21 protein-coding genes and 1 tRNA gene are annotated in these 22231 nt (G+C 72.4%); 14 read left to right on the top strand and 8 right to left on the bottom strand.

Annotated features, from left to right (window positions below):
- Window positions 1-505: 505 nt before the first annotated feature.
- Window positions 506-838: a hypothetical protein gene (locus ACFQ46_RS08115; RefSeq protein WP_380258926.1), complete on the bottom strand. Its 333-nt coding sequence runs from the start codon at window positions 836-838 to the stop codon at window positions 506-508.
- Between the two features lie 153 nt (window positions 839-991).
- The gene (locus ACFQ46_RS08110; protein WP_380258924.1) at window positions 992-2800 is read right to left on the bottom strand and encodes a DUF4012 domain-containing protein; all 1809 of its coding nucleotides are present in this window, start codon (window positions 2798-2800) and stop codon (window positions 992-994) included.
- A 148-nt stretch (window positions 2801-2948) separates the two neighbouring features.
- Between ACFQ46_RS08110 and mfd the strand changes: the two genes are divergently transcribed.
- Window positions 2949-6533, top strand: coding sequence for a transcription-repair coupling factor (gene mfd / locus ACFQ46_RS08105; protein ID WP_380258922.1), 3585 nt, complete (start codon window positions 2949-2951; stop codon window positions 6531-6533).
- A gap of 5 nt (window positions 6534-6538) precedes the next feature.
- On the opposite strand, the gene ACFQ46_RS08100 is transcribed toward mfd, so the two are convergent.
- Window positions 6539-7051, bottom strand: coding sequence for a Uma2 family endonuclease (locus ACFQ46_RS08100; RefSeq protein WP_380259229.1), 513 nt, complete (start codon window positions 7049-7051; stop codon window positions 6539-6541).
- A gap of 111 nt (window positions 7052-7162) precedes the next feature.
- On the opposite strand from ACFQ46_RS08100, the gene ACFQ46_RS08095 reads away from it, so the two are divergent.
- From ACFQ46_RS08095 to ACFQ46_RS08070, 6 genes are all read left to right on the top strand, one after another.
- Window positions 7163-7813, top strand: coding sequence for a MazG family protein (locus tag ACFQ46_RS08095; RefSeq protein WP_380258920.1), 651 nt, complete (start codon window positions 7163-7165; stop codon window positions 7811-7813).
- A 10-nt stretch (window positions 7814-7823) separates the two neighbouring features.
- Window positions 7824-8771: an ROK family protein gene (locus tag ACFQ46_RS08090; protein ID WP_380258918.1), complete on the top strand. Its 948-nt coding sequence runs from the start codon at window positions 7824-7826 to the stop codon at window positions 8769-8771.
- A 70-nt stretch (window positions 8772-8841) separates the two neighbouring features.
- Entirely contained in the window at window positions 8842-10137 is a 1296-nt protein-coding gene (gene eno, locus ACFQ46_RS08085; RefSeq protein ID WP_380258915.1) for a phosphopyruvate hydratase, read from the top strand.
- Window positions 10138-10172: 35 nt separating this feature from the next.
- On the top strand, window positions 10173-10799 hold the full coding sequence (locus ACFQ46_RS08080; RefSeq protein ID WP_380258913.1) for a septum formation initiator family protein: 627 nt from the start codon (window positions 10173-10175) through the stop codon (window positions 10797-10799).
- Window positions 10800-10822: 23 nt separating this feature from the next.
- Window positions 10823-11347 carry a DUF501 domain-containing protein gene (locus ACFQ46_RS08075; protein WP_380259228.1) on the top strand — a complete coding sequence of 175 codons (525 nt, stop codon included), beginning with the start codon at window positions 10823-10825 and terminating at the stop codon, window positions 11345-11347.
- On the top strand, window positions 11344-12288 hold the full coding sequence (locus ACFQ46_RS08070) for an exopolyphosphatase (protein WP_380258911.1): 945 nt from the start codon (window positions 11344-11346) through the stop codon (window positions 12286-12288). The genes ACFQ46_RS08075 and ACFQ46_RS08070 overlap by 4 nt, the downstream gene beginning before the upstream one ends.
- 31 nt (window positions 12289-12319) lie before the next feature.
- Here the strand turns inward: ACFQ46_RS08070 and ACFQ46_RS08065 are convergent, their stop codons facing one another.
- Entirely contained in the window at window positions 12320-12694 is a 375-nt protein-coding gene (locus ACFQ46_RS08065) for an MmcQ/YjbR family DNA-binding protein (RefSeq protein ID WP_380258909.1), read from the bottom strand.
- 41 nt (window positions 12695-12735) lie between these two features.
- On the opposite strand from ACFQ46_RS08065, the gene ACFQ46_RS08060 reads away from it, so the two are divergent.
- From ACFQ46_RS08060 to ACFQ46_RS08030, 7 genes are all read left to right on the top strand, one after another.
- The gene (locus tag ACFQ46_RS08060) at window positions 12736-13179 is read left to right on the top strand and encodes an SRPBCC family protein (RefSeq protein ID WP_380258907.1); all 444 of its coding nucleotides are present in this window, start codon (window positions 12736-12738) and stop codon (window positions 13177-13179) included.
- Window positions 13139-13999 (top strand): uracil-DNA glycosylase, encoded by an 861-nt coding sequence (locus ACFQ46_RS08055; protein ID WP_380258905.1) that lies wholly within the window; start codon window positions 13139-13141, stop codon window positions 13997-13999. The genes ACFQ46_RS08060 and ACFQ46_RS08055 overlap by 41 nt, the downstream gene beginning before the upstream one ends.
- A 1-nt stretch (window position 14000) precedes the next feature.
- A complete protein-coding gene (locus ACFQ46_RS08050; RefSeq protein ID WP_380258903.1) occupies window positions 14001-15326 on the top strand; it encodes an NAD(P)/FAD-dependent oxidoreductase in 1326 nt (441 codons plus the stop codon).
- A 42-nt stretch (window positions 15327-15368) separates the two neighbouring features.
- Window positions 15369-15452: transfer RNA gene (locus ACFQ46_RS08045), tRNA-Leu, on the top strand.
- A 91-nt stretch (window positions 15453-15543) separates the two neighbouring features.
- Window positions 15544-16371 (top strand): Bax inhibitor-1/YccA family protein, encoded by an 828-nt coding sequence (locus ACFQ46_RS08040; protein WP_380258901.1) that lies wholly within the window; start codon window positions 15544-15546, stop codon window positions 16369-16371.
- 2 nt (window positions 16372-16373) lie between these two features.
- Window positions 16374-16727, top strand: coding sequence for a hypothetical protein (locus tag ACFQ46_RS08035; RefSeq protein WP_380258899.1), 354 nt, complete (start codon window positions 16374-16376; stop codon window positions 16725-16727).
- A gap of 158 nt (window positions 16728-16885) precedes the next feature.
- Window positions 16886-18250: a cystathionine beta-synthase gene (locus ACFQ46_RS08030; RefSeq protein WP_380258897.1), complete on the top strand. Its 1365-nt coding sequence runs from the start codon at window positions 16886-16888 to the stop codon at window positions 18248-18250.
- A 73-nt stretch (window positions 18251-18323) separates the two neighbouring features.
- Here ACFQ46_RS08030 and ACFQ46_RS08025 read toward each other — a convergent pair whose 3' ends face one another.
- The 4 genes from ACFQ46_RS08025 to ACFQ46_RS08010 all read right to left on the bottom strand — a co-directional run bounded on the left by ACFQ46_RS08025 (window position 18324) and on the right by ACFQ46_RS08010 (window position 22224).
- Window positions 18324-19553, bottom strand: a complete 1230-nt coding sequence (locus ACFQ46_RS08025; protein ID WP_380258895.1) for an ABC transporter permease — start codon at window positions 19551-19553, stop codon at window positions 18324-18326.
- A complete protein-coding gene (locus tag ACFQ46_RS08020; RefSeq protein ID WP_380258893.1) occupies window positions 19553-20302 on the bottom strand; it encodes an ABC transporter ATP-binding protein in 750 nt (249 codons plus the stop codon). Before ACFQ46_RS08020 ends, ACFQ46_RS08025 begins: the two co-directional genes overlap by 1 nt.
- A complete protein-coding gene (locus tag ACFQ46_RS08015; RefSeq protein WP_380258891.1) occupies window positions 20302-21318 on the bottom strand; it encodes a secretion protein HlyD in 1017 nt (338 codons plus the stop codon). Before ACFQ46_RS08015 ends, ACFQ46_RS08020 begins: the two co-directional genes overlap by 1 nt.
- A 144-nt stretch (window positions 21319-21462) precedes the next feature.
- Window positions 21463-22224: a sugar phosphate isomerase/epimerase family protein gene (locus ACFQ46_RS08010; RefSeq protein ID WP_380258889.1), complete on the bottom strand. Its 762-nt coding sequence runs from the start codon at window positions 22222-22224 to the stop codon at window positions 21463-21465.
- Between the last annotated feature and the right edge of the window lie 7 nt (window positions 22225-22231).

Here is a 22231-nt window from a genome sequence, read left to right as displayed (position 1 = left end):
TCTGTCGGCTGTTTCGGTCATCGCCATGTCTTGGCGGGAGCCGCTCAGCAGACCCATCGCCACAGTGATGATCATCCCAGCGGTCGGTTGCCTGCTCGTGGCCACGAGTAGTCGTGATCTTCGTGGTCGCAGTGGCCGCCTCACCGGTCGCGTCTGGACGATGTTGGGGAAGTGGTCCTTCGCGCTCTACCTGCTCAGCGGTCCGGTGCTCGGCCTGGCTGAGCGGCTGCTTCCGCTGTACCGGGACCTGGCCGGAATCGTGGCCGTCGTGCTCCTCGCAGTTTCCGCGTGGGCCCTGGCCGGTGTGGCTCACACCTGGTTCGAGCGCCCGCTCGAGAAGTGGCTCCGTCACTCTGCTCGGCGGTCGAGGTCGGTCTCCACGAATCGGTGATCGCTGAGGTGCGGGGGGTCTTCCTCGGATGTCGGCGTGAGTCAGGAAGACGGAAGCCGGCCGGGGATCCCCGGCCGGCTCCGTACGTCAGGAGCTACTAGACGTGGAAACAGCTCAGTGCGAGCGACCCGGCTTGCGGCGGCTCGCGACGACCATCGCGGCGCCCCCCAGCACCAGGACGGTGCCGGCGGCGGCCCAGGGCAGGACGTCGGCGCCGGTGTAGGCCAGCTCGTCGTTGGAGTTGCCCACGGCGGCCGGGGTGGTGGAGCGCGACGGGGTGGTGGAACCCCCGGTGGTCGGGCTCGCCGAAGGCGTCACGACGTCCGACACGGTCGGCGTCGGGGTCGACGGGGCGTAGTTGTCGGCGAAGGCCGCCCCGGAGGTGGCGCCGAGAGCGGCGACGGTCAGAACGCCGGCAGCAGCCAGCCGGGCGGTGGTCTTGCGCACGTGGTCCCCCCACTTTCGAATGCCCCGCAGAACCCAGTGATCGCGGAGCGGACCCCAGGATGACGGAACGTCACCCCTGTAGTCCAGTCAATCGGTCCATTCTCGGCCCGTGTTGTGACGAGAGTGACCACTTCTACACGTTCGGGTGAACCCTCACGGAGTACAGCTACCGGCGGTGAGGGTCGGCGCGGTTGCGGTGCTGGGTCCCGTGACCGTCCGCGGGAGGGTGTCGGCCGCACCGCTCAGCTCCCACCTCACGACCACCGGCGCACCCGGGGGGACGTCGACGGTCAGGCGCACCAGCCGCCAGCCCTCCTCGCCGTCCACCGCGGTCCCGACCACCTGACCGTCCACCGTCACCCGGTCCAGGCCGACCCACGGCGCGACCCAGAACGACACCGTGTCCTGCGCGGTGCGCTTGCCGATCGCCGAGCGGGCCGTCGCGTTGGCGACGTAGGCCGGGATCGTCTCGGGCACCGTGTTCGTCAGGGTCAGCTGCACCGAGGAGGTCGCCGGGCCGACCTTCGCGCACGGCGCGGAGACCTCGACCGCCGGCTGCAACCAGAAGTCCAGCTTGGACGGTTCGGTGTTGGTCAGCCCGATCCGCGCGACCGGTCCGGCGCTCGCCGGGTCGCCCAGCACGCCGGCGACCCCTGCCGCGACGAGCGCGTCCTGCTCCTGCGCCCGGGAGGACCACACCGCGAGGTGTCCGGAGCCGATCGCGGTGCGGGCACCGTCCAGGGCCGTCGTCGACAGCCCGTCGGAGAGCACGGCCTCGAACGCGGCGGCCGAGGTCGCCGCCAGGAACGCCTTGCGGGCGTCGTTGTCGGCGCCGTAGGTGACGTAGGCGTCGTACATCAGGGTCTTGGCGATGTCCGCGGTGGCGACGTCCCCGAACGGGCCGAGCCCCAGTGCGGCGTGGTCGGGGCCCAGCAGCTGGCCGAGCCCGACCGGGTCCACGAAGACGACGACGTCGGGGGTGGGGAGCCCACCGTCGGTGAAGAGCGAGGAGGTGAGGACACCCGCCTCGTCGGCACTGCCCCCCGCGGTGACGTTCTGGATGATCGCCGCGTCCTGCCCGTAGAGGGCCGCGAACTCCGCCCCGACCGCGGAGACGTCCGCGCGGGCGTCGTAGAGCTCGGCGTCGGTACCGGTCCGGGTGAGGGAGATCTTGCCCTGGTCCACGGTGAGGTAGGCGTAGGCGCCCACGATGCCCTGCACCGGCCGGATCTCCGCGGGGTTGGTGAAGGCCACGAGGAAGGTGCGCGCGCCGTCCGCCCCCAGCAGGGAGGGCAGCTGCGGCAGCACCTCCGCCGCGGTGTCCAAGGGGCCGGCGACGTCGTCGAGCTGCCGGGAGACCGGTTCGAGGCGGTCCGCGATGACGCCCAGCACCGCGGCGCGCTCGCCTTCCGCCAGCGCTGTCCGCGCGGCGGCGACCCGCGCCTGGTAGTCGGTGACGATCGGCGTCAGCTGCGCGATCGCGGCGACGTTCACCGTCTGGTCCGCCGAGACGAGACCGTCGCCCACGACGGCCTCGGCGCTCCCGAGGGCGTCCGGCAGCGGCTCGGTGAGCAGGGCCGCGGCGTGCGCGCCGCCGCGGACGGCCGCCAGCTGGGCGCCGAGCCAGGGGAGGTGCTCGGCGAGGCGGTAGGGGAGCTGACCGGTGGCCCGGTCCGCGGCGGCCGCGTCGTCCTTGACCCCTTCCGCGCGCTCCTGCGCGCCGGCGAAGTCCTTGTCGCGCACCTGCCGCTCCAGGGCGGGGGCGGCGTCGGCGACCTTCTGCAGGGACCGGCCGGCCTGCACGCCGGCGACAGCGACGGCGACGGCCCAGGCCAGGAGGAGCAGGACCAGGACGCCGAGCACGATCCGCAGCGGGCGCCGCCGCCGGCCGCGGCCCTCCCGGGGCAGTGCGCGGCGGGTCGGCGACGGCTCGTCGGGGGACTGCTCGGAGTAGCCGGACACGCCGCGACAGTAGCGAGTGCGGCGGCGCGGCCGGTCCGGCGACGCTCACGGAGGGCTCGTGTCGGAGGGCGGACGTAGGCTGGCCGCACCCCTCCCACCCCGATCTCTCCCTCTGCAAAACCCCCGCACCTGAAGACACGGAGTGTTCGTGAGCCTCAACGGCCTGCTCGACGTCCTGCGCACCGAATCCGCTGTCCGCGCCGCCGTCGAGACCGCGCACGAGGGCGGGAGTTCCGCGCTCGACGTCGTCGCCCCCCTCGGGGTCCGCCCCGCGCTGATCGCGGCCTTCGCCGCCGAACGCCCGCTCCTCGTCGTCACCGCGACGGGCCGCGAGTGCGAGGACATGGTCACCTGGCTGCGGTGCTACCTGCCGGCCGACCAGGTCGCGGAGTTCCCGGCCTGGGAGACGCTGCCGCACGAACGGCTCTCCCCGCGCAGCGACACCGTCGCCCAGCGCCTCGCCGTGCTCCGCCGCCTCGCGCACCCCTCCCCGGACGACCCGACGACGGGGGAGATCCGCGTCGTCGTCGCCCCCGTGCGCGCCGTGCTGCAGCCGCTGGTCAAGGGCCTCGCCGACCTCGAACCCGTCCGGCTGCGGGCCGGTGACGACGCCGGGCTGGACGCCTCCGTCGCGGCGCTCGCGGCCGCCGCCTACGCGCGCGTGGACATGGTGGAGCGGCGCGGTGAGTTCGCCGTGCGCGGCGGCATCCTCGACGTCTTCCCGCCGACGCGGCCGCACCCGCTGCGCGTGGAGTTCTTCGGCGACGAGGTCGAGGAGGTCCGGTCCTTCTCCGTGGCCGACCAGCGCACCCTCGAGGTCGAACCCGACGGGGTGTGGGCCCCGCCGTGTCGCGAACTGCTCCTGACGCCCCTGGTCCGCGAACGCGCCCGGGCCCTGATGGAGACCCTGCCCGGCGCGGCCGACGTCCTGGCCAAGATCGCGGAGGGGATCGCGGTCGAGGGCATGGAGTCGCTGGCCCCGGCCCTGGTCGACGGGATGGAACCGCTGCTCGACGTGCTGCCCGCGGGCACCCACGTCGTGCTGGCCGACCCGGAGAAGGTCCGCTCCCGCGCCCACGACCTCGTGGCGACCGGGGCGGAGTTCCTCGACGCCGCCTGGATGAACGCCGCCGCCGGTGGGGCGACCCCGGTCGACCTGGGCTCTTCCTCCTTCGCGACGCTGGCCGAGGTCCGCGGCCACGCCGAGCTCACCGGTCGTCCCTGGTGGTCGATTACCTCGCTGGACTCCGACGGGGACCTGCGCGACCTCGAGGACGTCCGGATCCTGCGCGTCGCCGCCCGCGACGTCACCGGCTACCGCGGCGAGACGGAGAAGGCGCTGGGGGAACTGCGCGACCTCGCCTCCGCGGGCTGGCGCATCGTCGTGACGACCGAGGGCCACGGCCCCGCGAAGCGCCTCGTCGAGATGCTCTCCGGCGAGGACGTCCCGGCCCGCCTCGTCGACGACCTCCTCGAGGAACCCGCGCCGTCGATCGTGACGGTCACGACCGCCACCGTCGAGCACGGGTTCGTCGCGGAGACGTTGAAGACCGCGCTGGTCACCGAAGCCGACATCACCGGCGTGGGCGGGCAGTCCACGAAGGACATGCGGCGGATGGCCCCGCGTCGTCGCCGCAACGCCGTCGACCCGCTCGCCCTGCGTCCTGGCGACTTCGTCGTGCACGAACAGCACGGCGTCGGCCGGTTCATCGAGATGGTGCAGCGGACGATCCAGGGCGCGACGCGGGAGTACCTCGTCCTCGAGTACGCGCCGAGCAAGCGCGGCCAGCCCGGGGACCGCCTGTTCGTCCCCTCCGACACCCTCGACCAGGTCACCAAGTACACCGGTGGTGAAGCGCCGACGCTGTCCAAGATGGGCGGTTCGGACTGGTCGAAGACGAAGAACAACGCCCGCCGGGCGGTCAAGCAGATCGCCGGCGACCTCATCAAGCTGTACTCGGCCCGGATGGCGACCAAGGGCTACCAGTTCGGCCCCGACACCCCGTGGCAGCGCGAGCTCGAGGACGCCTTCCCCTACGTCGAGACGCCGGACCAGCTGGCCAGCATCGACGAGGTCAAGGCCGACATGATGAAACCGGTCCCGATGGACCGACTCATCTGCGGTGACGTCGGGTACGGCAAGACGGAGATCGCCCTGCGCGCCGCGTTCAAGGCCGTGCAGGACGGCAAGCAGGTCGCCGTCCTGGTGCCGACGACGCTGCTGGTGCAGCAGCACTTCAAGACCTTCGCCGAGCGCTTCGCCCAGTTCCCCGTCGTCGCGAAACCGCTGTCCCGCTTCACCCCGGGCAAGGAGGCGAAGGAGACGATCGCCGGCCTGGCCGACGGTTCCGTCGACATCGTCATCGGCACCCACCGCCTGCTCAGCGGCGAGATCCAGTTCAAGGACCTCGGCCTCGTGGTGGTCGACGAGGAACAGCGCTTCGGCGTCGAGCACAAGGAGGCGCTGAAGACGTTGCGCACCAACGTCGACGTGCTGGCGATGAGCGCGACGCCGATCCCGCGCACGCTCGAGATGGCCGTGACGGGCATCCGCGAGATGTCGACGCTGGCGACCCCGCCGGAGGAACGCCACCCGGTCCTGACCTACGTCGGGGGCCAGGAGGAGAAGCAGATCACCGCGGCCATCAAGCGGGAACTCCTGCGCGAGGGCCAGGTGTTCTACGTCCACAACCGGGTGCAGTCCATCGAGCGCACCGCGGCCCGGCTGAAGGAACTCGTCCCGGAGGCGCGGATCGCGACCGCGCACGGGCAGATGGGCGAGCACCGCCTCGAACAGGTCGTCGTCGACTTCTGGGAGAAGCGCTTCGACGTCCTGGTCTGCACGACGATCGTCGAGACCGGTCTCGACATCTCCAACGCGAACACGCTCATCGTGGAACGCGCGGACGCCATGGGTCTCTCGCAGCTGCACCAGCTGCGCGGTCGGGTCGGACGTGGCCGGGAACGGGCTTACGCCTACTTCCTGTTCCCGCCGGAGAAGCCCCTCACCGAGACCGCGCACGACCGGCTCGCGACGATCGCCCAGCACACCGACCTCGGGTCGGGGATGGCCGTCGCGATGAAGGACCTCGAGATCCGTGGCGCGGGGAACATGCTCGGCGGCGAGCAGTCCGGGCACATCGCGGGGGTCGGTTTCGACCTCTACATGCGGATGGTGGCCGACGCCGTCGCCGACGCGCGCAACCAGGTGTCCGGGGCGGGGAGCAACGAGGAGCCGGAACCCACCGAGGTCAAGATCGAGCTGCCCGTGGACGCGCACGTGCCGCACGACTACGTGCCCTCCGAGCGGTTGCGCCTCGACGCCTACCGGCGGATGGCCGCGGCGAACTCCGACACCGACCTCGTCGAACTGCACGCGGAACTCGTCGACCGCTACGGCAACCCGCCGCAGCCGGTGCTCAACCTGTTCGAGGTGGCGAAGTTCCGCATCGCCGCCCGCAAGGCCGGGCTGCGCGAGGTGTCCTTGCAGGGCAAGCAGGTCCGGTTCGCCCCGATCGACCTGCCGGAGTCGCGCGAGCTCCGGTTGAAGCGGCTCTACCCGGGGACGCTGCTCAAACCCGCGTTGTCGGTGGCGCTGGTGCCGGCGCCGATGACCGCGCGGATCGGGGGCAAGCCGTTGCGCGACGCGGAGATGCTGACCTGGGCGACGGAGTTCGTGAACTCCGTGCTGCTGGAGCAGACGGCGGCGGTGGCGGCGGTCAACGCGCGCTGACCGGTCTAGGGCAGGAGGGCGGTCACGTCGATCGTCAACGAGGCGGGTCCGAAGGACAGCGGGACGGCGGCATCGCCGTCCCGCAGGACCCGGTCGGCCCGGAAGACCCCGCTGTCGTCGAGGACGTGAACGCTGATCGTGCGCTCCCGCGGGTCGACGATCCAGTAGTTCGGCAGGCCGGCCGCGGCGTACTTGGCCATCTTCAGGAGCAGGTCGTCGCTGCGGTTGGTCGAGAGCACCTCGACCGCGAGCGCCGGGACACCGGTGAAGCGCGCGTCCCCGCTCTCGTCCTCGCGGGCCCACACCATGACGTCGGGGATGAACTCGTCCTTCCCCGGTTTCCACGCCCAGGCGAAGGTCGCCGAGTGAGTCGCCGGCAGGACTGCTCGCAGCATCACCACCAAGGCCAGCGAGATGTTCTGGTGGCTGAGGCCCGGGCTGGGTGTCACGATCACGACTCCATCGATGTACTCACGACGAGGGCCTCCCGGCAGGGCTTCGTACTGCTCCCACGACATGGGCTCGCCGGCAGGGAGTGGTGTGGCCACGGTCATCGCGCTCGCCTCCTCAGGCCGTCGGCACGAGTCTAGGTCGGCCACCTACCTCGGTGCACTCGTATCGTGCAGCCCATGAGCGAGACCCCGGCCGGATCCCGACTCCTCGACCTCGTCGCCGTCATGGACCGCCTCCGCTCACCCAGCGGTTGCCCGTGGGACGCCCAGCAGACCCACGTCAGCCTGCTGAAGTACCTGGTGGAGGAGAGCTACGAGGTCGTCGACGCCGTCGAGAACGGGACGCGGGAGGAACTGCGCGACGAACTCGGGGACCTGCTGCTGCAGGTCGTCTTCCACGCCCGCGTCGCGCAGGAGTCCGCCGACGAGCCGTTCGACATCGACGACGTCGCGGCGGCCATCGTCAGCAAGCTCGAACGCCGCCACCCGCACGTCTTCGCCGGCGAGGCCGTCGCCGAGGACCTGCAGGCGGGGTGGGACGCGATCAAGGCGACCGAGAAGGCGCGCGAGAGCGTGCTGGACGGCATCCCGTTGTCGCTGCCGGCGCTGGCCCGCGCCGACAAGGTCCTGGGGCGGCTCCAGCGCAACGGGCTGGACGACGCGGTCCCCGACGAGGGTGGGGACGAGGAGTCGTTCGGCCGGGAACTGCTGGACCTGGTCCGCCGTGCCCACGCGTCCGGGGTGGACCCGGAGGCGGCGCTGCGCACGGCCACCCGGCGGCTGGAGACGACCGCACGGGCGGCCGAGCGCGAGGCGACCTCTCGGTAGGGTCCCCGACGTGACGAACGTGCTGGCCATCGACATCGGCGGGACGAAGATCGCCGCAGGCCTCGTCGGGGACGACGGGACCGTGCGGCTGGATCGCGAGGTGCCCACCGACCAGACGAGCGCGAACGCCGTCGCGTCGGCGCTGGAGGGCCTGGTCACCGACGTCCTGCGCTCGGCCCGGGAGCAGGGCCTCGAGGTGGCCGACGTCGTCGGCGTCGGGTCCGCCGGTCCCGTCGACACCGTGAGCGGCACCGTGCACCCGGTGAACATCGTCTCGTTGCGGGGTTTCCCGCTCGTCGAGCACGTCGCCCGGACCGCGTCGGAAGTCCTGGGCCGCAACGTCTCCGCCGCGCTCGCGCAGGACGGTCAGTGCTTCGCCGCGGCCGAGCAGTGGATCGGGGCCGCCGAGGGGTCGCACTCGATGATGGGTGTCGTCGTGTCCACCGGCATCGGCGGCGGGATCGTCCTGGACGGCCGCATCCTGTCCGGCAAGACCGGCAACGCCGGGTTCATCAGCCACGTCGGGGTCGTCCTGGACGGGGAACTGCTGCCCGGCTCGGGCGCCCACGGGGTCGTGGAGTCCTACGCCAGCGGGCCCGCGATGGTCCGCGCCGCCCTGGGCCGGGGCTGGCGCGCGGGCGAGCACGTCGACGCGAAGGTCCTCACCACCGACGCCCGGGCCGGCGACCCGATCGCCCTCGACGTCATCGCCCGCGGTACCCGCGCCCTGGCGTCGGCGTTCCTGTCCACCGCGGCCCTCTTCGACCTCGAGGACGTCGTCGTCGGCGGGGGAGTGGCCTCGGCCGGTGACGTCCTGATGGAGCCGCTGCGCCGCGCCTACGCCGAGCTCGCCGTCTACCCGCACCTCGCCGACGTGCGGATCAGCACGTCCGCGCTGCCCCGGATGTCCGGTCTCGTCGGGGCGGGCCGGCTGGGGTGGCAGACGCTCTCGCGGTGATCAGCGTCCGAGCCACTAGGCTCGGAGCGCAAAGCCCTGAACACGTTGTCGAGCATTACGAGGAGTGCGTGTGGCCACCATCGAGGCCGTCGGAGCCCGCGAGATCCTGGATTCGCGCGGAAACCCCACCGTCGAGGTCGAGGTCCTCCTCGACGACGGCACGTTCGCCCGGGCGGCGGTGCCGTCGGGCGCCTCCACCGGTGCCTACGAAGCCAACGAACGTCGGGACGGCGACAAGGGTCGCTACCTGGGCAAGGGCGTCGAGCAGGCCGTCGAAGCCGTCATCGAGGAGATCGGGCCGGCTCTCGTCGGTCACGACGCCCACGAGCAGCGGATCATCGACCGGGTCATGCTCGACCTGGACGGCACCCCCACCAAGAGCCGCCTCGGCGCGAACGCCATCCTCGGTGTCTCCCTCGCCGTCGCGAAGGCCGCCGCCTCGGCCGCGGACCTGCCGCTGTTCCGCTACCTCGGTGGCCCGAACGCGCACGTCCTGCCCGTGCCGATGATGAACATCGTCAACGGTGGTGCGCACGCCGACACCGGCGTCGCCATCCAGGAGTTCATGATCGCCCCGATCGGTGCGTCGTCCTTCCGCGAGGCGCTGCGCTGGGGCGCGGAGACGTACCACGCGCTCAAGGCCGTCCTCAAGGAGCGCGGTCTCTCGACCGGCCTGGGTGACGAGGGCGGCTTCGCCCCCGACCTGCCCAGCAACAAGGACGCCCTCGACCTGATCGTCGAGGCCATCGGCAAGGCCGGCTACACCGCCGGTTCCGACATCGCGCTCGCGCTCGACGTCGCCGCGACCGAGTTCTACGGCACGGACGGCTACGACTTCGAGGGCTCGAAGCGTTCCGCGGAGTGGATGACCGGCTACTACGAGGGCCTCGTGTCCGAGTACCCGCTGGTCTCCATCGAGGACCCGCTGTCCGAGGACGACTGGGACGGCTGGGTGCACATCAACAACGCCCTCGGCGGCAAGATCCAGCTCGTCGGCGACGACCTGTTCGTCACCAACCCGGAGCGTCTGCAGAAGGGCATCGACCTCGGCGCGGGGAACTCGATGCTGGTCAAGGTGAACCAGATCGGTACGCTCACCGAGACCCTCGACGCCGTGGACCTGGCCCACCGCAACGGTTTCAGCACCATGATGAGCCACCGTTCGGGCGAGACCGAGGACACCACGATCGCCGACCTGGCCGTCGCCGTGGGCTCGGGTCAGATCAAGACCGGCGCCCCGGCCCGTTCCGAGCGCGTCGCCAAGTACAACCAGCTCCTGCGCATCGAGGAGGAGCTTGACGACGCCGCGGTCTACGCCGGCGCCAAGGCCTTCCCGCGCTCGGCCGCCTTCACCGGGCGCGCCTGACCGGATACCGGCAGGACACGGGAGAAGCTGGACCCATGGGTTCGCGACGACCGGCTGCGCCTCGCGGCCCCCGCTCGGGCGGGACCGCGGGGCGCAGTGCTGCCTCCCGCCCCGGTCGGGGTCCGGGCAACACCCGACGCGCGGCCGGCGCCGCACCGGCCACCCGTCCCGCCGCTGCCGCCCGCGGTCGCAGCGGGGCCACCATGTCGGCGGCCGAGCGGCGGCGCACCCGCGGTCCGCGCGTCCTCGTACTCTCCGTCGTCGCGCTGCTGCTCGCGATCTTCCTCGTGCCCAGCCTGCAGAAGTGGCTCGAGCAGCGGTCCGAGATCGGCCGGCTGAACGCGCAGATCTCCCAGCAGCAGACCGACCTCAGCGCCGCGCAGGCCCAGGAGCAGCGCTGGAAGGACGACGCCTACGTCATCACCCAGGCGCGCGAGCGGCTGCGGTTCGTGATGCCCGGCGAGGTCCCCTACGCCGTCGACGGTTCGACCGACGCCGACGAGGTACCACCGCAGCAGGCCGCGACGACGGTGCCGAAACCCTCCGCCGCCTGGTACGAGAACATCTGGGAGTCGTTGCGCCTGGCGGGCAACCCCGACAACGCCGCCCCGGCCAAGACGCCGGGACTCTCCGGCAGTTCCAGCTCCACCACCTCGAAGTGAGCCCGAAGTGAGCCCGAAGTGAGATCGTCGTGACCGGTTCCACCCCCGCCACCCAGGCCGACCTGGACAGCATCGCCGAACGCCTGGGCCGGGTCCCGCGCGGAGTGGTCGCCATCGCCCACCGCTGCCGGTGCGGCCGCCCCGACGTCGTCGAGACCGCCCCGCGACTCCCCGACGGCACCCCGTTCCCCACGACGTACTACCTCGTCGACCCGACCGCCGCGGGTGCCATCAGCACCCTGGAGGCCGAGGGCGTCATGCGCGAGATGAGCGAGCAGCTCGCCGCCGACCCCGACCTCGCCACCGCCTACGCGGCCGCCCACGAGGACTACCTGCGACGCCGTGCCGCCCTCGGCGACGCCGACGTCCCGGAGATCGCGGGCATCTCCGCCGGGGGGATGCCCTCGCGGGTGAAGTGCCTGCACGCCCTCGTCGGCCACGCCCTGGCCGCCGGCCCGGGGGTGAACCCGTTGGGGGACCAGACCCTGCAACGACTCGCCGCCGACGGTGGCTGGCCCGCCGTCTGCCCGCACGGGCCGATCGCGTGAGCCGCCGCGTCGCCGCGATCGACTGCGGGACGAACTCGCTGCGCCTGCTCATCGCGGACATCGCCGACGTCGCCGAGCAGGGGGCCAGCGTGGAGCTCGAGCGGACGATGGAGGTCGTCCGCCTCGGCCAGGGCGTCGACCGGACCGGCGCGTTCGCCCCGGAAGCGTTGCAGCGCACGTTCTCCGCCGTCGACCGCGCCGCGGCGCTGATCGCGCGGCACCAGCCGGAGGCGATCCGCTTCGTCGCGACGTCCGCGTCGAGGGACGTCTCCAACCGTGACGAGTTCTTCGCCGGGATCCACGCGCGCCTGGGGGTCGAGCCCGACGTCGTCACCGGGGACGAGGAGGCCGCGCTGAGCTTCGCCGGGGCCACCCGTGAACTCGGCGACGCCGGCGCTCCCTTCCTCGTCGTCGATCTCGGCGGGGGGTCGACGGAACTCGTCCTCGGGGCCCGTGACGTCGAGGCGGCCCGCTCGCTCGACATCGGCTCGGTCCGGATGACCGAGCGGCACCTGCACGACGACCCGGCCGCGCCCGGGCAGATCGCTGCGGCCCGCGCGGACGTCGACGCGGCCCTCGCCGCCTGCGACGTCCCGCTGGCCCGGGCCCGCACCCTCGTCGGCGTGGCCGGCTCGATCACCACGATCACCGCCGCCGCGATGGAGCTCGCCGAGTACGTTCCCGGTGTCCTGCACGGGGTCCGGCTCCCGCTCGGCCAGGTCCGCGCGGCCTGCGACCGGCTGCTGCACGCGACCCGCGCCGAACGCGCCGCGATGCCCTTCGTCCACCCCGGTCGCGTCGACGTCATCGGTGCCGGCGCGCTGGTCTGGCGCGCGGTCCTCGACCGCGTCGAGGCCGAGGCCGGGATCACCGAGGTCGTCACCTCCGAGCACGACATCCTCGACGGGATCGCCGTCGCGCTGGCGGGTTCGGACCGTTGACGCATCGGGCCAATCAGTTCGGCCCGATGCGTCAACGGTCCACAACGGGCGCCGCGGGGAGGAGGGTCTTGAGGTGGTCGGGGAGGGTGACCTGCAGGCGTTTCGGCGCCGTGCGGCGCCAGGCCTCCAGCACGACGGAGTGCAGTTCGGTCGGGTCCGCGCTCGCCAGCGTCACCTCCACCCAGCCGAAGCGGCCGACGTGCGAGGCGACCCGGTAGGTCTCCGCGTCACCGGCGATGAGCTCGGCCTGGTCGGGTTTCGAGGCCTTGACCGAGGCGACACCGTCCTCGGCGCGGAGGATGACGAAGATCTTCGTCCGCACCCGGAACGTCGCCGCGCCCCACGTCTCCTCCTCGACGGCCTCGGGCAGCTCCAACGCCCAGCCGCGCAGGGTGTCGCTCGTCACCACGTGCAACAGCCAATCGCAGATCTGGCAGGGTGGGAAGCATGAGCACCGTGAGCGCAACGACCACCCGACGGATCGACGCGCCCGCCGAGCGCGTCCTCGCCGCGCTGGCCGACTACCGCGGCACGCGTCCCCGGTTGCTGCCCGAGCAGTTCACCGACTACGAGGTCGTCGAGGGCGGGGAGGGACCGGGCACCCAGGTCCGCTGGAAGCTGCACGCGACCAAGAAGCGCGTCCGCGACGTCCTGGCCGTCGTCTCCTCCACCGACCGCCACGCCCTCGTGGAGAGCGACGAGAACTCCTCGATGGTCACGACGTGGCGCGTGGAGACCGACGGTCCCGACGCCTCCGAGGTCGTCGTGACCAGCGAGTGGAACGGGGCGAGCGGCATCGGTGGATTCTTCGAGCGCACCTTCGCACCGCGCGGACTGGACCGGATCTACGGTGAACTCCTCGACAACCTCGCCGACGCCGTCGCTCGCTGAGCACCCCGCGACGGGTCGCCTCTTCGCCTCGCCCGTCCCGCCGGGGAGCGGCTGGCCGGGGGACCCCTCGGCCCCCGACACCCCGGTCGCGCACGACGCGGCGCAGGTGCGGGCGCTCGCCGTCACCAACCTCGCCGTCGCCGACCTCGTGGGGCGGGCCTGCGTCTGCCGGGCCTGCCCGCGGCTGGTGACCTGGCGCGAGGACGTCGCCCGGGAGAAGCGCCGCGCCTACCGCGACCAGCCGTACTGGGGTCGACCCGTCCCCAGCCTCGGCGTGGACGACCCCCGGGTGCTCGTCGTCGGCCTGGCCCCGGCGGCGCACGGCGGGAACCGGACCGGCCGGATGTTCACCGGTGACCGTTCGGGGGACTGGATCATCGCCGCGCTGCACCGCGCGGGTCTCGCGAACCAGCCCACGTCCGTGGACGCCGCGGACGGACTCGCCCTGCAGCGCACCCGGATCGTCGCGCCCGTGCGGTGCGCCCCACCGGACAACAAGCCCTCGACGGCGGAACGCGACACCTGCGCGGGCTGGCTGGACGCGGAGCTGGACCTCGTGACCCCGAGCGTGCGGGTGCTGCTCGCGCTGGGCGCGTTCGCGTGGGCGTCCGCGCTCGGGTCGGCCCGCCGGAACGGGTGGGTGGTGCCCCGGCCGCAGCCGAGGTTCGGGCACGGTGCCGAGGCCGTCCTGCAGGGCCCGCACGGTCCGGTGCACCTCCTCGCCAGCTACCACGTGAGCCAGCAGAACACCTCGACGGGGCGCCTCACCGTCGCGATGCTCGACGACGTCGTCGGACGCGCGGCGCAGCTGGGAGGTTAGGGTGCGCTCCGTGCCGACGTCCCCGACCCGCGTCCTCGTCGTGGGGGGTGGCTACGTCGGGCTCAACGCGACGCTGCGGCTGCTGCACCGGCTGCGCCCGGGCGAGGCGGAGGTCACCCTCGTCGACCCGCGCGGCTACATGACCTACCACCCGTTCCTGCCGGAGGCCGCGGCCGGCTCCATCGACGCCCGCAACGTCGTGGTCTCGTTGCGCCGCACGCTGTCGCACGTCGGGGGCGGGGCCGAGGTGGTCGCCGCCGACGTCGTGAAGATCGCCCACGGGGACCGCACCGCCCGCATCCGCTGCGCCGACGGCTCCGAACGCGACCTCGACTACGACGTGCTGGTCATGGCCCCGGGATCGGTCTCGCGCACCCTGCCGATCCCGGGCCTCGCCGAGCAGGCGATCGGGTTCAAGACCGTCGAGGAGGCCGTCCACCTGCGCAACCGGGTGCTCGCGCAGCTCGACCTCGCGGAGGCGAGCACCGAGCCGGACGGGCGACGTCGCGCGTTGACGTTCGTGTTCGTCGGGGGTGGCTACGCGGGGATCGAGGCCATCGCCGAGCTCGAGGACATGGCCCGCTACGCGACCCGCCTGCACCGCACGATCCGCCCCGCCGACCTGCGGTTCGTCCTCGTCGAGGCCACCGACCGGATCCTGCCCGAGGTCGGGTCGCGCCTGGGCCGCTACGCCGTCGACGTGCTGCGCTCGCGGGGCATCGACGTCGCGCTGGGCACCACGATGACGAGCTGCGTCGACGGCCGGGTCGTCCTCTCCGACGGCCGCGAGCTCGACGCCGCCACGATCGTCTGGACCGCGGGGGTGAAGGCGCACCCGCTGCTGGAGGCCACCGACCTCCCCCTCGACGAGCGGCGGCGCCTCGTCGTGGACGCCGACCTGCGGGTGCGGGGCGTGGCGGGGGCCTGGGGCGCGGGGGACAGCTGCGCCGTCCCCGACCTCACCCGGCCGGGTGGGTTCTGCGCCCCCAACGCCCAGCACGCCGTCCGGCAGGCCCGCCGCCTCGCCGACAACCTCCTCGCGCAGCTGCGGGGGAGACCCACCACCGACTACCGGCACACCTACGCCGGCTCCGTCGCCTCCCTCGGCCTGCACAAGGGCGTCGCGCAGATCTACGGGGTGCGCGTGCGGGGCTACCCCGCGTGGCTGGCGCACCGCGTCTACCACCTGTCCAAGATGCCGACCCGCTCGCGCAAGGCCGGCGTGCTGCTCGGCTGGGTGCAGGCGGCGCTCTTCCACCGCGAGGCCGTGGCGATGGCAGCGCTGTCCGACCCGTTCGCCGAGTTCGAGCGGGCGGCGCGTTCCTGAGAGGATGACCCCGCGCAGGCTGCGACACCGTGGCCTGTCCAGGCCCGGGTGGCGTAACTGGTAGGCGCACGGGGCTTAAACCCCCGGGCCGTTCGCGGCGTGCGGGTTCGATCCCCGTCCCGGGTACTTTCGTGACTGATCCGTGACCGGTGCAGGGAACCACGGCAGCTCCTCGGCCGTTGCCACCATCACTGAAGGTCTGCTCCGGAGGGGAGCCATGGAGAGCAAGAACCCGGTCTTCGCACGCAGCAAGGAATGGAAGAACAACGGCTACGCCACGTTCGACGCGCCCAGCAGCGCGCAGCGTCAGGCACCGCCGGCCGACGCTTCCGCCCGCACGCTGGAGGACTGGTACCAGAAGCCGTCCGCCACACCGGCGCAGTCGCGCCGGATGACCCTGGACGACGTCGTCGTCCGCACGGCCTCGCTGTTCGCGGTGCTGCTCGTCGGCGCGGCGCTCGGGTGGCAGGGCGCCAGCAACGGCATGGGCTTCGGGCTGGTCATCGTCCCGGCCCTCGTCGCGATGGTGCTCGGGATCTGGGCCCAGGTGTCCAAGAAGGTCCGCCCGGGCGTCATGTTCGCCTACGCGGCCCTCGAGGGCGTCTTCGTCGGCGGGATCTCGACGTACTACAGCTTCCTCTACGACGGCATCGTCGGGCAGGCCGTCATCGGCACCCTCGGGGCCTTCGCCGGGATGCTCATCGCCTACAAGACGGGCATCGTCCGCAACAGCCCGCGCTTCACCAAGATCCTGATGATCGCGGGGATCGGCTACCTCGTCTTCGGGCTCGCGAACCTCGCGTTCTCGCTGCTCGGCGGCACCAGTGTCTACTCCGTCGGCGGCCTGGGGATCCTCGTCAGCGCCTTCGGCGTCGTCCTGGCCTCGCTGTTCCTGGTCCTCGACTTCGACTACATCGAGCAGGGCATCAAGAACGGCCTGCCGGTGAAGGAGTCCTGGCGCGCGGGCTTCGGCCTGATGGTGACGCTGGTCTGGCTGTACCTGGAGATCCTCCGACTGATCTCCATCCTGCGCGGCAACAACTGACCGTGCCCGACCACGACGAGCTCGGTGCGCGGGACCTGCGGGTCCAGCGCACCGAGCTCTCTCGTTTCCTGGACCTGCAGGCCGACCGCGTCCGGGGCCTTCCCCTCGCGCGGCTCGACCGGCCGAGGTCCCCGGACGGGCCCAGCCCCGCGGACGCCGTCCGGTCCGCGGCCCAGGCGCTCGCCGACCTCGCCGCCGACGCCGAGGGTGAACCCCGTCGTCCGTTGCCGAGGCTGGCCACCCACGGGATCGGCGACCAGCTCGCCGTCGTCGGCCACGACGTCGTGCACTTCGGTGACGCCGCGGCGCTCGCCGCCGCGCACGACGTGGTCGTGGCGGTGCGCCGGGCGCTGTAGACCGCGACCGCCGCGTCGACTGGAGCGTTCCGCGGCTGGGCGAGCTCTTCGGAGACGCGCAACGCTCCAGTCGACGTCCAGCCGGCAGCTGGACGTCAGGCTGGCCCCCGAAGGGACGCGGCGCTCCCGGGCCGGGTTCCGTGCGGGATGATGGGGCCATGCGCTATGCCGAGACCGTCGTCGACCTCGTGGGCGGTACCCCGCTGGTCAAGCTCAACCGCGTCACCGAGGGCCTGGCCTGCACGGTGCTCGCGAAGGTCGAGTACCTCAACCCCGGTGGCTCCGTGAAGGACCGCATCGCGACCCGCATGATCGACGCCGCCGAGGCCGAGGGTCTGCTGAAGCCGGGCGGGACGATCGTCGAACCCACGAGCGGCAACACGGGGGTCGGGCTGGCGCTCGTCGCGCAGCAGCGCGGCTACAAGTGCGTCTTCGTCTGCCCGGACAAGGTCAGCGTCGACAAGCGCAACGTCCTCAAGGCCTACGGGGCCGAGGTCGTCGTCTGCCCGACGGCCGTCCCGCCGGAGGACCCGCAGTCCTACTACTCCGTCTCCGACCGCCTGGTCCGTGAGATCGAGGGCGCTTGGAAGCCGGACCAGTACAGCAACGTCCAGGGCCCGCGCAGCCACTACGAGACGACCGGTCCCGAGGTCTGGGCCGACACCGACGGCAGGATCACGCACTTCGTCGCCGGGGTCGGCACCGGGGGGACCATCACCGGCACCGGGCGCTACCTCAAGGAACAGGGCGACGTGAAGGTCATCGGCGCCGACCCGGAGGGCTCGGTCTACTCCGGGGGCACCGGCCGCCCCTACCTCGTCGAGGGTGTGGGCGAGGACTTCTGGCCCACGGCCTACGACCCCTCGATCCCCGACCAGATCATCGCCGTCTCCGACGGGGACTCCTTCGCGATGACCCGTCGCCTGGCCCGCGAGGAGGGGCTGCTCGTCGGGGGCTCCTGCGGGATGGCCGTCGTCGCGGCGCTGCGCGCGGCGAAGGACCTCGGTCCCGACGACGTCGTCGTGGTGCTGCTGCCCGACAGCGGCCGCGGCTACCTGGGGAAGATCTTCAACGACGACTGGATGTCGTCCTACGGGTTCCTCGACTCCGGCTCCAGCGGGACCGTCGGCGGGGTGCTGCGCGCCAAGTCGGCCGGGCTGCCCGCGCTGGTGCACACGCACCCGACGGAGACCGTCCACGACGTCATCGAGATCATGCGCGAGTACGGCGTCTCGCAGCTGCCCGTCGTCGGGGCGGAACCGCCGGTCATGGCCGGCGAGATCGCCGGCGCGGTGAACGAGCGGGAGCTGCTCGACGCGCTGTTCACCGGCAAGGCGAAGATGTCCGACGCCGTCAGCGCGCACATGGGCCCGGCCCTGCCGCTGGTCGGTGCGGGGCAGTCGGTCGAGGACGCCCGCGCGGTGTTCTCGAGCGCGGACGCGGCCGTCGTGGTGGAGGACGGGAAGCCCGTGGGCGTCATCACGCGCCACGACCTCCTGGCTTACCTCGCCATCTCGCACTGAACGACTTCTGGGGAACCTCCCACCCTTCCCGGTTCGCGGAAGGGTGGGAAGTTCCCCAGGAGTGGGTCGAGGGTCAGTAGCGGATCGCGTCGATGACCTTGGCGCGCACGGCCATCGTGGCGGGGACGAGGCCGGCGAGGGCGCCGACGGCGGTCGCGGCGACCAGGCCCTCGACGGCCGCCTCCAGCGGGAACGGCGGAACGTCCTCCAGGGTCACGCCCGCCGGCAGGACGGACTGCAGCGGGAAGTTCGAGATCAGGATGATCGAGAGCATCACCGCGAGGAAACCCGCCACGAACGTCGCCGCGACGGACTCGAAGAGCACGGCGAAGAACACCCGGCTCCCCGTCGCCCCGAAGCTGCGCCGCACCCCGATCTCCCGGATGCGCTGGCGCACGGTCACGAGGCCGACGTTCAGCACCCCGATCCCGCCGAGCAGCAGCGCGAAGATCCCGACGCCGCGGACCCCGTAGGCGAGGATCGTGTCGAGGATGTTCAGCTCGTCACCGGCGTCCTGGCGCTGCACCGAGACGGAGTACCCCGGCAGGCTGGCCTGGACCTCGGTCTGCAGGGCGGAGACGAGGGCGTCCGCGTCGGCGTTCGGGACCCACAGCTCCAGCCCCGGCGGGGAGGAGTTCGCCGGGTCGCCCAGCAGGTTCCAGCGCTGCGCGTCGGCGTTGAGGACGTAGGCGCCCGGGGTCGTCGCGTCGTAGCTCGCGGAGGACGAGATCCCGACGACGGTGGCGGTGACGGGGGTGTCGCCGCCGAGGACGACCGTCAACGGGTTCGCGGGGTCGAAACCTCCGAGCTGGTCGGCGAAGGCCTGGTTCACGACGAGGCGGGGCGAGAACGCGTCGTCGTCGCCCGCGGAGAACCAGCGGCCCTCGGAGGTGATGACCCGGTGCATCGTGCCGTAGCTCGGGTCGACCGTCGTGGCCGTGACGAGCTGGGTCCCGGCGGGGAAGCGGACGGTGAGCTGCCCGCCGCCGCCGTACTGGTAGGACGCCAGGCCCCACCAGGACACCTCGTGCCGCGTGGCGGCCTCGCGCAGGGCGGTCTCCACCGTCTGCACGCCGTCGGCGGAGTTCGTGCCGTTGCTGTAGGCGTCGACCCGCAGGGTGGCCGGGCGACCGCTGGAGCGTTCGGTGGTCTCGCCGACCATCTGGCGGGCCATGTTGCCGACGGCCGTGATCGTGGTCATCGCGAACACCGCGAGGAACACCCCGACCAGGGACAGCACGACGCGGGTCCGGTTGACGCGGATCTCGCTCCAGGCCTCGGAGATCGCCGCGAAGAAGCCCATCACATCGTCTCCCGGTGGGCCGTCGCGCTCGCCAGGGTGTCCGCCGTGATCTCGGTGAGGACGCCGTGGTCGAGACGGAACTGCCGGTCGGCGCGCGAGGCGACGGACAGGTCGTGGGTGATGGTGACCAGCGTCGTGCCGTCGTCGCGCACGAGTTCCTCGAGCACGTCCATCACCGCCGAGCCCGTGTCGACGTCGAGCGCACCGGTGGGTTCGTCGGCCAGCAGCACGCGGGGACGGCGGACCAGGCTGCGGGCCAGCGCGACCCGCTGCTGCTCGCCGCCGGACAGCTTCTCCGGCATGGTGTCGAGGCGGTGGCCGAGGCCGACGCGTTCCAGCATGGCGCGCGCGGTCTTCTTGCGTCGCAGGAAGTCTCGACCGGTGCCGTACATCAGCGGGTTGGCGACGTTCTCGGTCGCGGTGCGGCCGGGCAGCAGGTTGAACTGCTGGAAGACGAACCCGAACGTCGCGCCGCGCAGCTTCGCCGTGCGCCGGCCGGACAGCCCCGAGACGGGTCTCCCGTCGAGCAGGTACCGACCGCCGGTGGGCGCGTCGAGCAGGCCGACGATGTTGAGCAGCGTGGACTTCCCCGATCCGGAGCGCCCCACGACGGCGATGTGCTCGCCGCGCGCGATGTGCAGGTTCACCCCGGTGAGGATGTGCAGGTCCTTGCCGTCGGGCAGGCGGACCGTGCGACTGACGTCGGTGAGGCTCACCACGTCGTCCGATCCGGTGGTGGAGGTCTCCATCAGTAGCCCATCCCGAACATGCCCGAACCGTCGCTCGGGGTGTCGGTGTTCGGGACGAACTGCAGGATCTGCTGGTTCTCGGTGAGCCCCTGGGTGATCTCGACGTTCTGGCCGTCGGTCAGGCCGAGGCTGACCTCGGTCTCGACCTGGGAACCGTCGTCGGCGACGACCCAGACCTTGCCCTTCCCGACGCTGCCCTGGACCGCGGTGACGGGGGCCAGCAGGACGCCGGTCGCGTTGCCGGCCGTGACGTCGACGGTCGCGCTCAGCCCGGCGAAGACCTGGACCCCCTGCGGCACGGCGCAGGAGACGGTGGCGCCGGTCATCGACGCGGACGGGTCGGAGTAGGGATCGACGTAGCCGCCGGTGGCCGGGTCCGAGGGCGCGGGGGTGGTGGTGGGGGTCCCGGTGCGCAGGCCGGTGCACTCGAACGTGCCGGGGCCACCGGGCACGGTGACCTGCGCGGTCGTCGGCGGGGCGAGCAGGCGGAACTGCTGGGCCTGCGTCATGGGAGCGGAGATCGAGAGGGTTCCCGGGCTGACGGTCGCGACGGCGTCCCCGACGGTGACGGCCTGGTCGGCGAGCACGTCGAGGGTGGCGAGCTTCCCGGTGACGGTGGAGGTCACCGTCACCGTCTTCTTGGTGGGCTGGGCGGGCGGGGCCAGCGGGTCGGTGGAGACCGGCGGGTCGGCCGTGACGACGACGGTGAACAGCGGGGTGCCCTTGTCGACGGTGTCGCCGACGTCGGCGCGGACCTTGCCGACGACCCCGGTCGTGGTGTTCTTCACGGTGGTCGCGGGGTCGGCCTGGATGCTGCCCTGCAGGGACACGGTGTTGGTCACGTCCCCCCGGGTCACGGCCGCGGCGGGCGGGTCGACGACGGCGGAGGGACTGGCGGCCGCGTCGGCGTCGTTGCCGGACGGGCGGACGAAGGCGATGTAGAGCAGGGCGATCGCGATGACGGCCCAGACGACCAGTCTGAGGGCGGGGAACACGACAGTGCGGACAACGCCCACAACGGCACCTCCGGGTGTTCTCGGGGGTGGGTCGCTGGTGCACGCTGCAGGCTGCCGGTCCCCCGAACGGCTGGGCCGGAACCTAGCAGCGACTGTGTGATCTTCGTGGGACGTGGGAGAAACCTCCACGAACCGCGTCGACGGTCACGGGTTCAACCACCCCCGCAACGTCGCCGCCTCGCCCGCGAGCAGGTCGGGGTCGTCACCGGGGACGAACTCCAGGAGCACGTCGTGGTCACCGCCCGCCGCCCGCACCAGCTCGAACGCCCGGTGCCACAGCGAGTGCCGGGACCGCAGGGGGAGCCGGGTCGTGCCGGGCCACCAGGAGAACGCGTGCACGGTGCTGACCCGGTCCACCAGCGCCGCGAGTTCGGCGATGGCCGCGTCCTCGCCCGCGTCGACGCTTGGCTGCCAGTACGTCGTGAGGGTGCGGGCGCCGACGAGTTCGTCGACCTCGGCCAGCAGGCGCCGGGTCGAGTCGGTGGTGTCGGTGAGGGTGCCGCCGTGGGACTCCGTGCCGATCTCGACGCCCGCGTCGTGGGCACGCCGGACGGTCTCGGCCAGCGAGGCGACGACCCGCAGGCGGTCCACCGGGCTGGCTTCGCCCGACCCCTGGTCGCCGGCCCAGACCCGGATCCGGGGCGCGCCGAGGGCGGTCGCCGTCGCGATGACGGCGTCGGCGTCGTCGTGGACGCCCGCCCGGTGGTAGGAGCCGTAGGAGGCGACGGCCAGGCCGGCGTCGGCCGTGCGCCGCGCCACGTCGGCCGCGGTGGCGACGTCGCCGACGGGCACGTGGACGTCACCGCCCCACTCCACGCAGGACAGCCCAGCCGCCGCGGCGAGCTCCAGGACGCCGTCGACGTCGAGCTGTCGGTACGTGATCGAGCACAACCCGGGAACCAGCACGTCCGGA

Source organism: Kineococcus sp. GCM10028916, from assembly GCF_042674865.1.
In the GTDB taxonomy this organism is placed as follows: domain Bacteria; phylum Actinomycetota; class Actinomycetes; order Actinomycetales; family Kineococcaceae; genus Kineococcus.
The sequence above is the reverse complement of the archived record's forward strand: the minus strand, read 5'-3'. Positions and strand labels throughout refer to the sequence as shown.

Coding starts and splice junctions, on each gene's coding strand:
- ACFQ46_RS08100 (WP_380259229.1), bottom strand. CDS start 7,051: ATGTCGTGGGAGCAGTACGAAGCCCTGCCGGGAGGCCCTCGTCGTGAG.
- ACFQ46_RS08095 (WP_380258920.1), top strand. CDS start 7,163: ATGAGCGAGACCCCGGCCGGATCCCGACTCCTCGACCTCGTCGCCGTC.
- ACFQ46_RS08080 (WP_380258913.1), top strand. CDS start 10,173: ATGGGTTCGCGACGACCGGCTGCGCCTCGCGGCCCCCGCTCGGGCGGG.
- ACFQ46_RS08060 (WP_380258907.1), top strand. CDS start 12,736: ATGAGCACCGTGAGCGCAACGACCACCCGACGGATCGACGCGCCCGCC.
- ACFQ46_RS08040 (WP_380258901.1), top strand. CDS start 15,544: ATGGAGAGCAAGAACCCGGTCTTCGCACGCAGCAAGGAATGGAAGAAC.
- ACFQ46_RS08030 (WP_380258897.1), top strand. CDS start 16,886: ATGCGCTATGCCGAGACCGTCGTCGACCTCGTGGGCGGTACCCCGCTG.
- ACFQ46_RS08025 (WP_380258895.1), bottom strand. CDS start 19,553: ATGGGCTTCTTCGCGGCGATCTCCGAGGCCTGGAGCGAGATCCGCGTC.
- ACFQ46_RS08020 (WP_380258893.1), bottom strand. CDS start 20,302: ATGGAGACCTCCACCACCGGATCGGACGACGTGGTGAGCCTCACCGAC.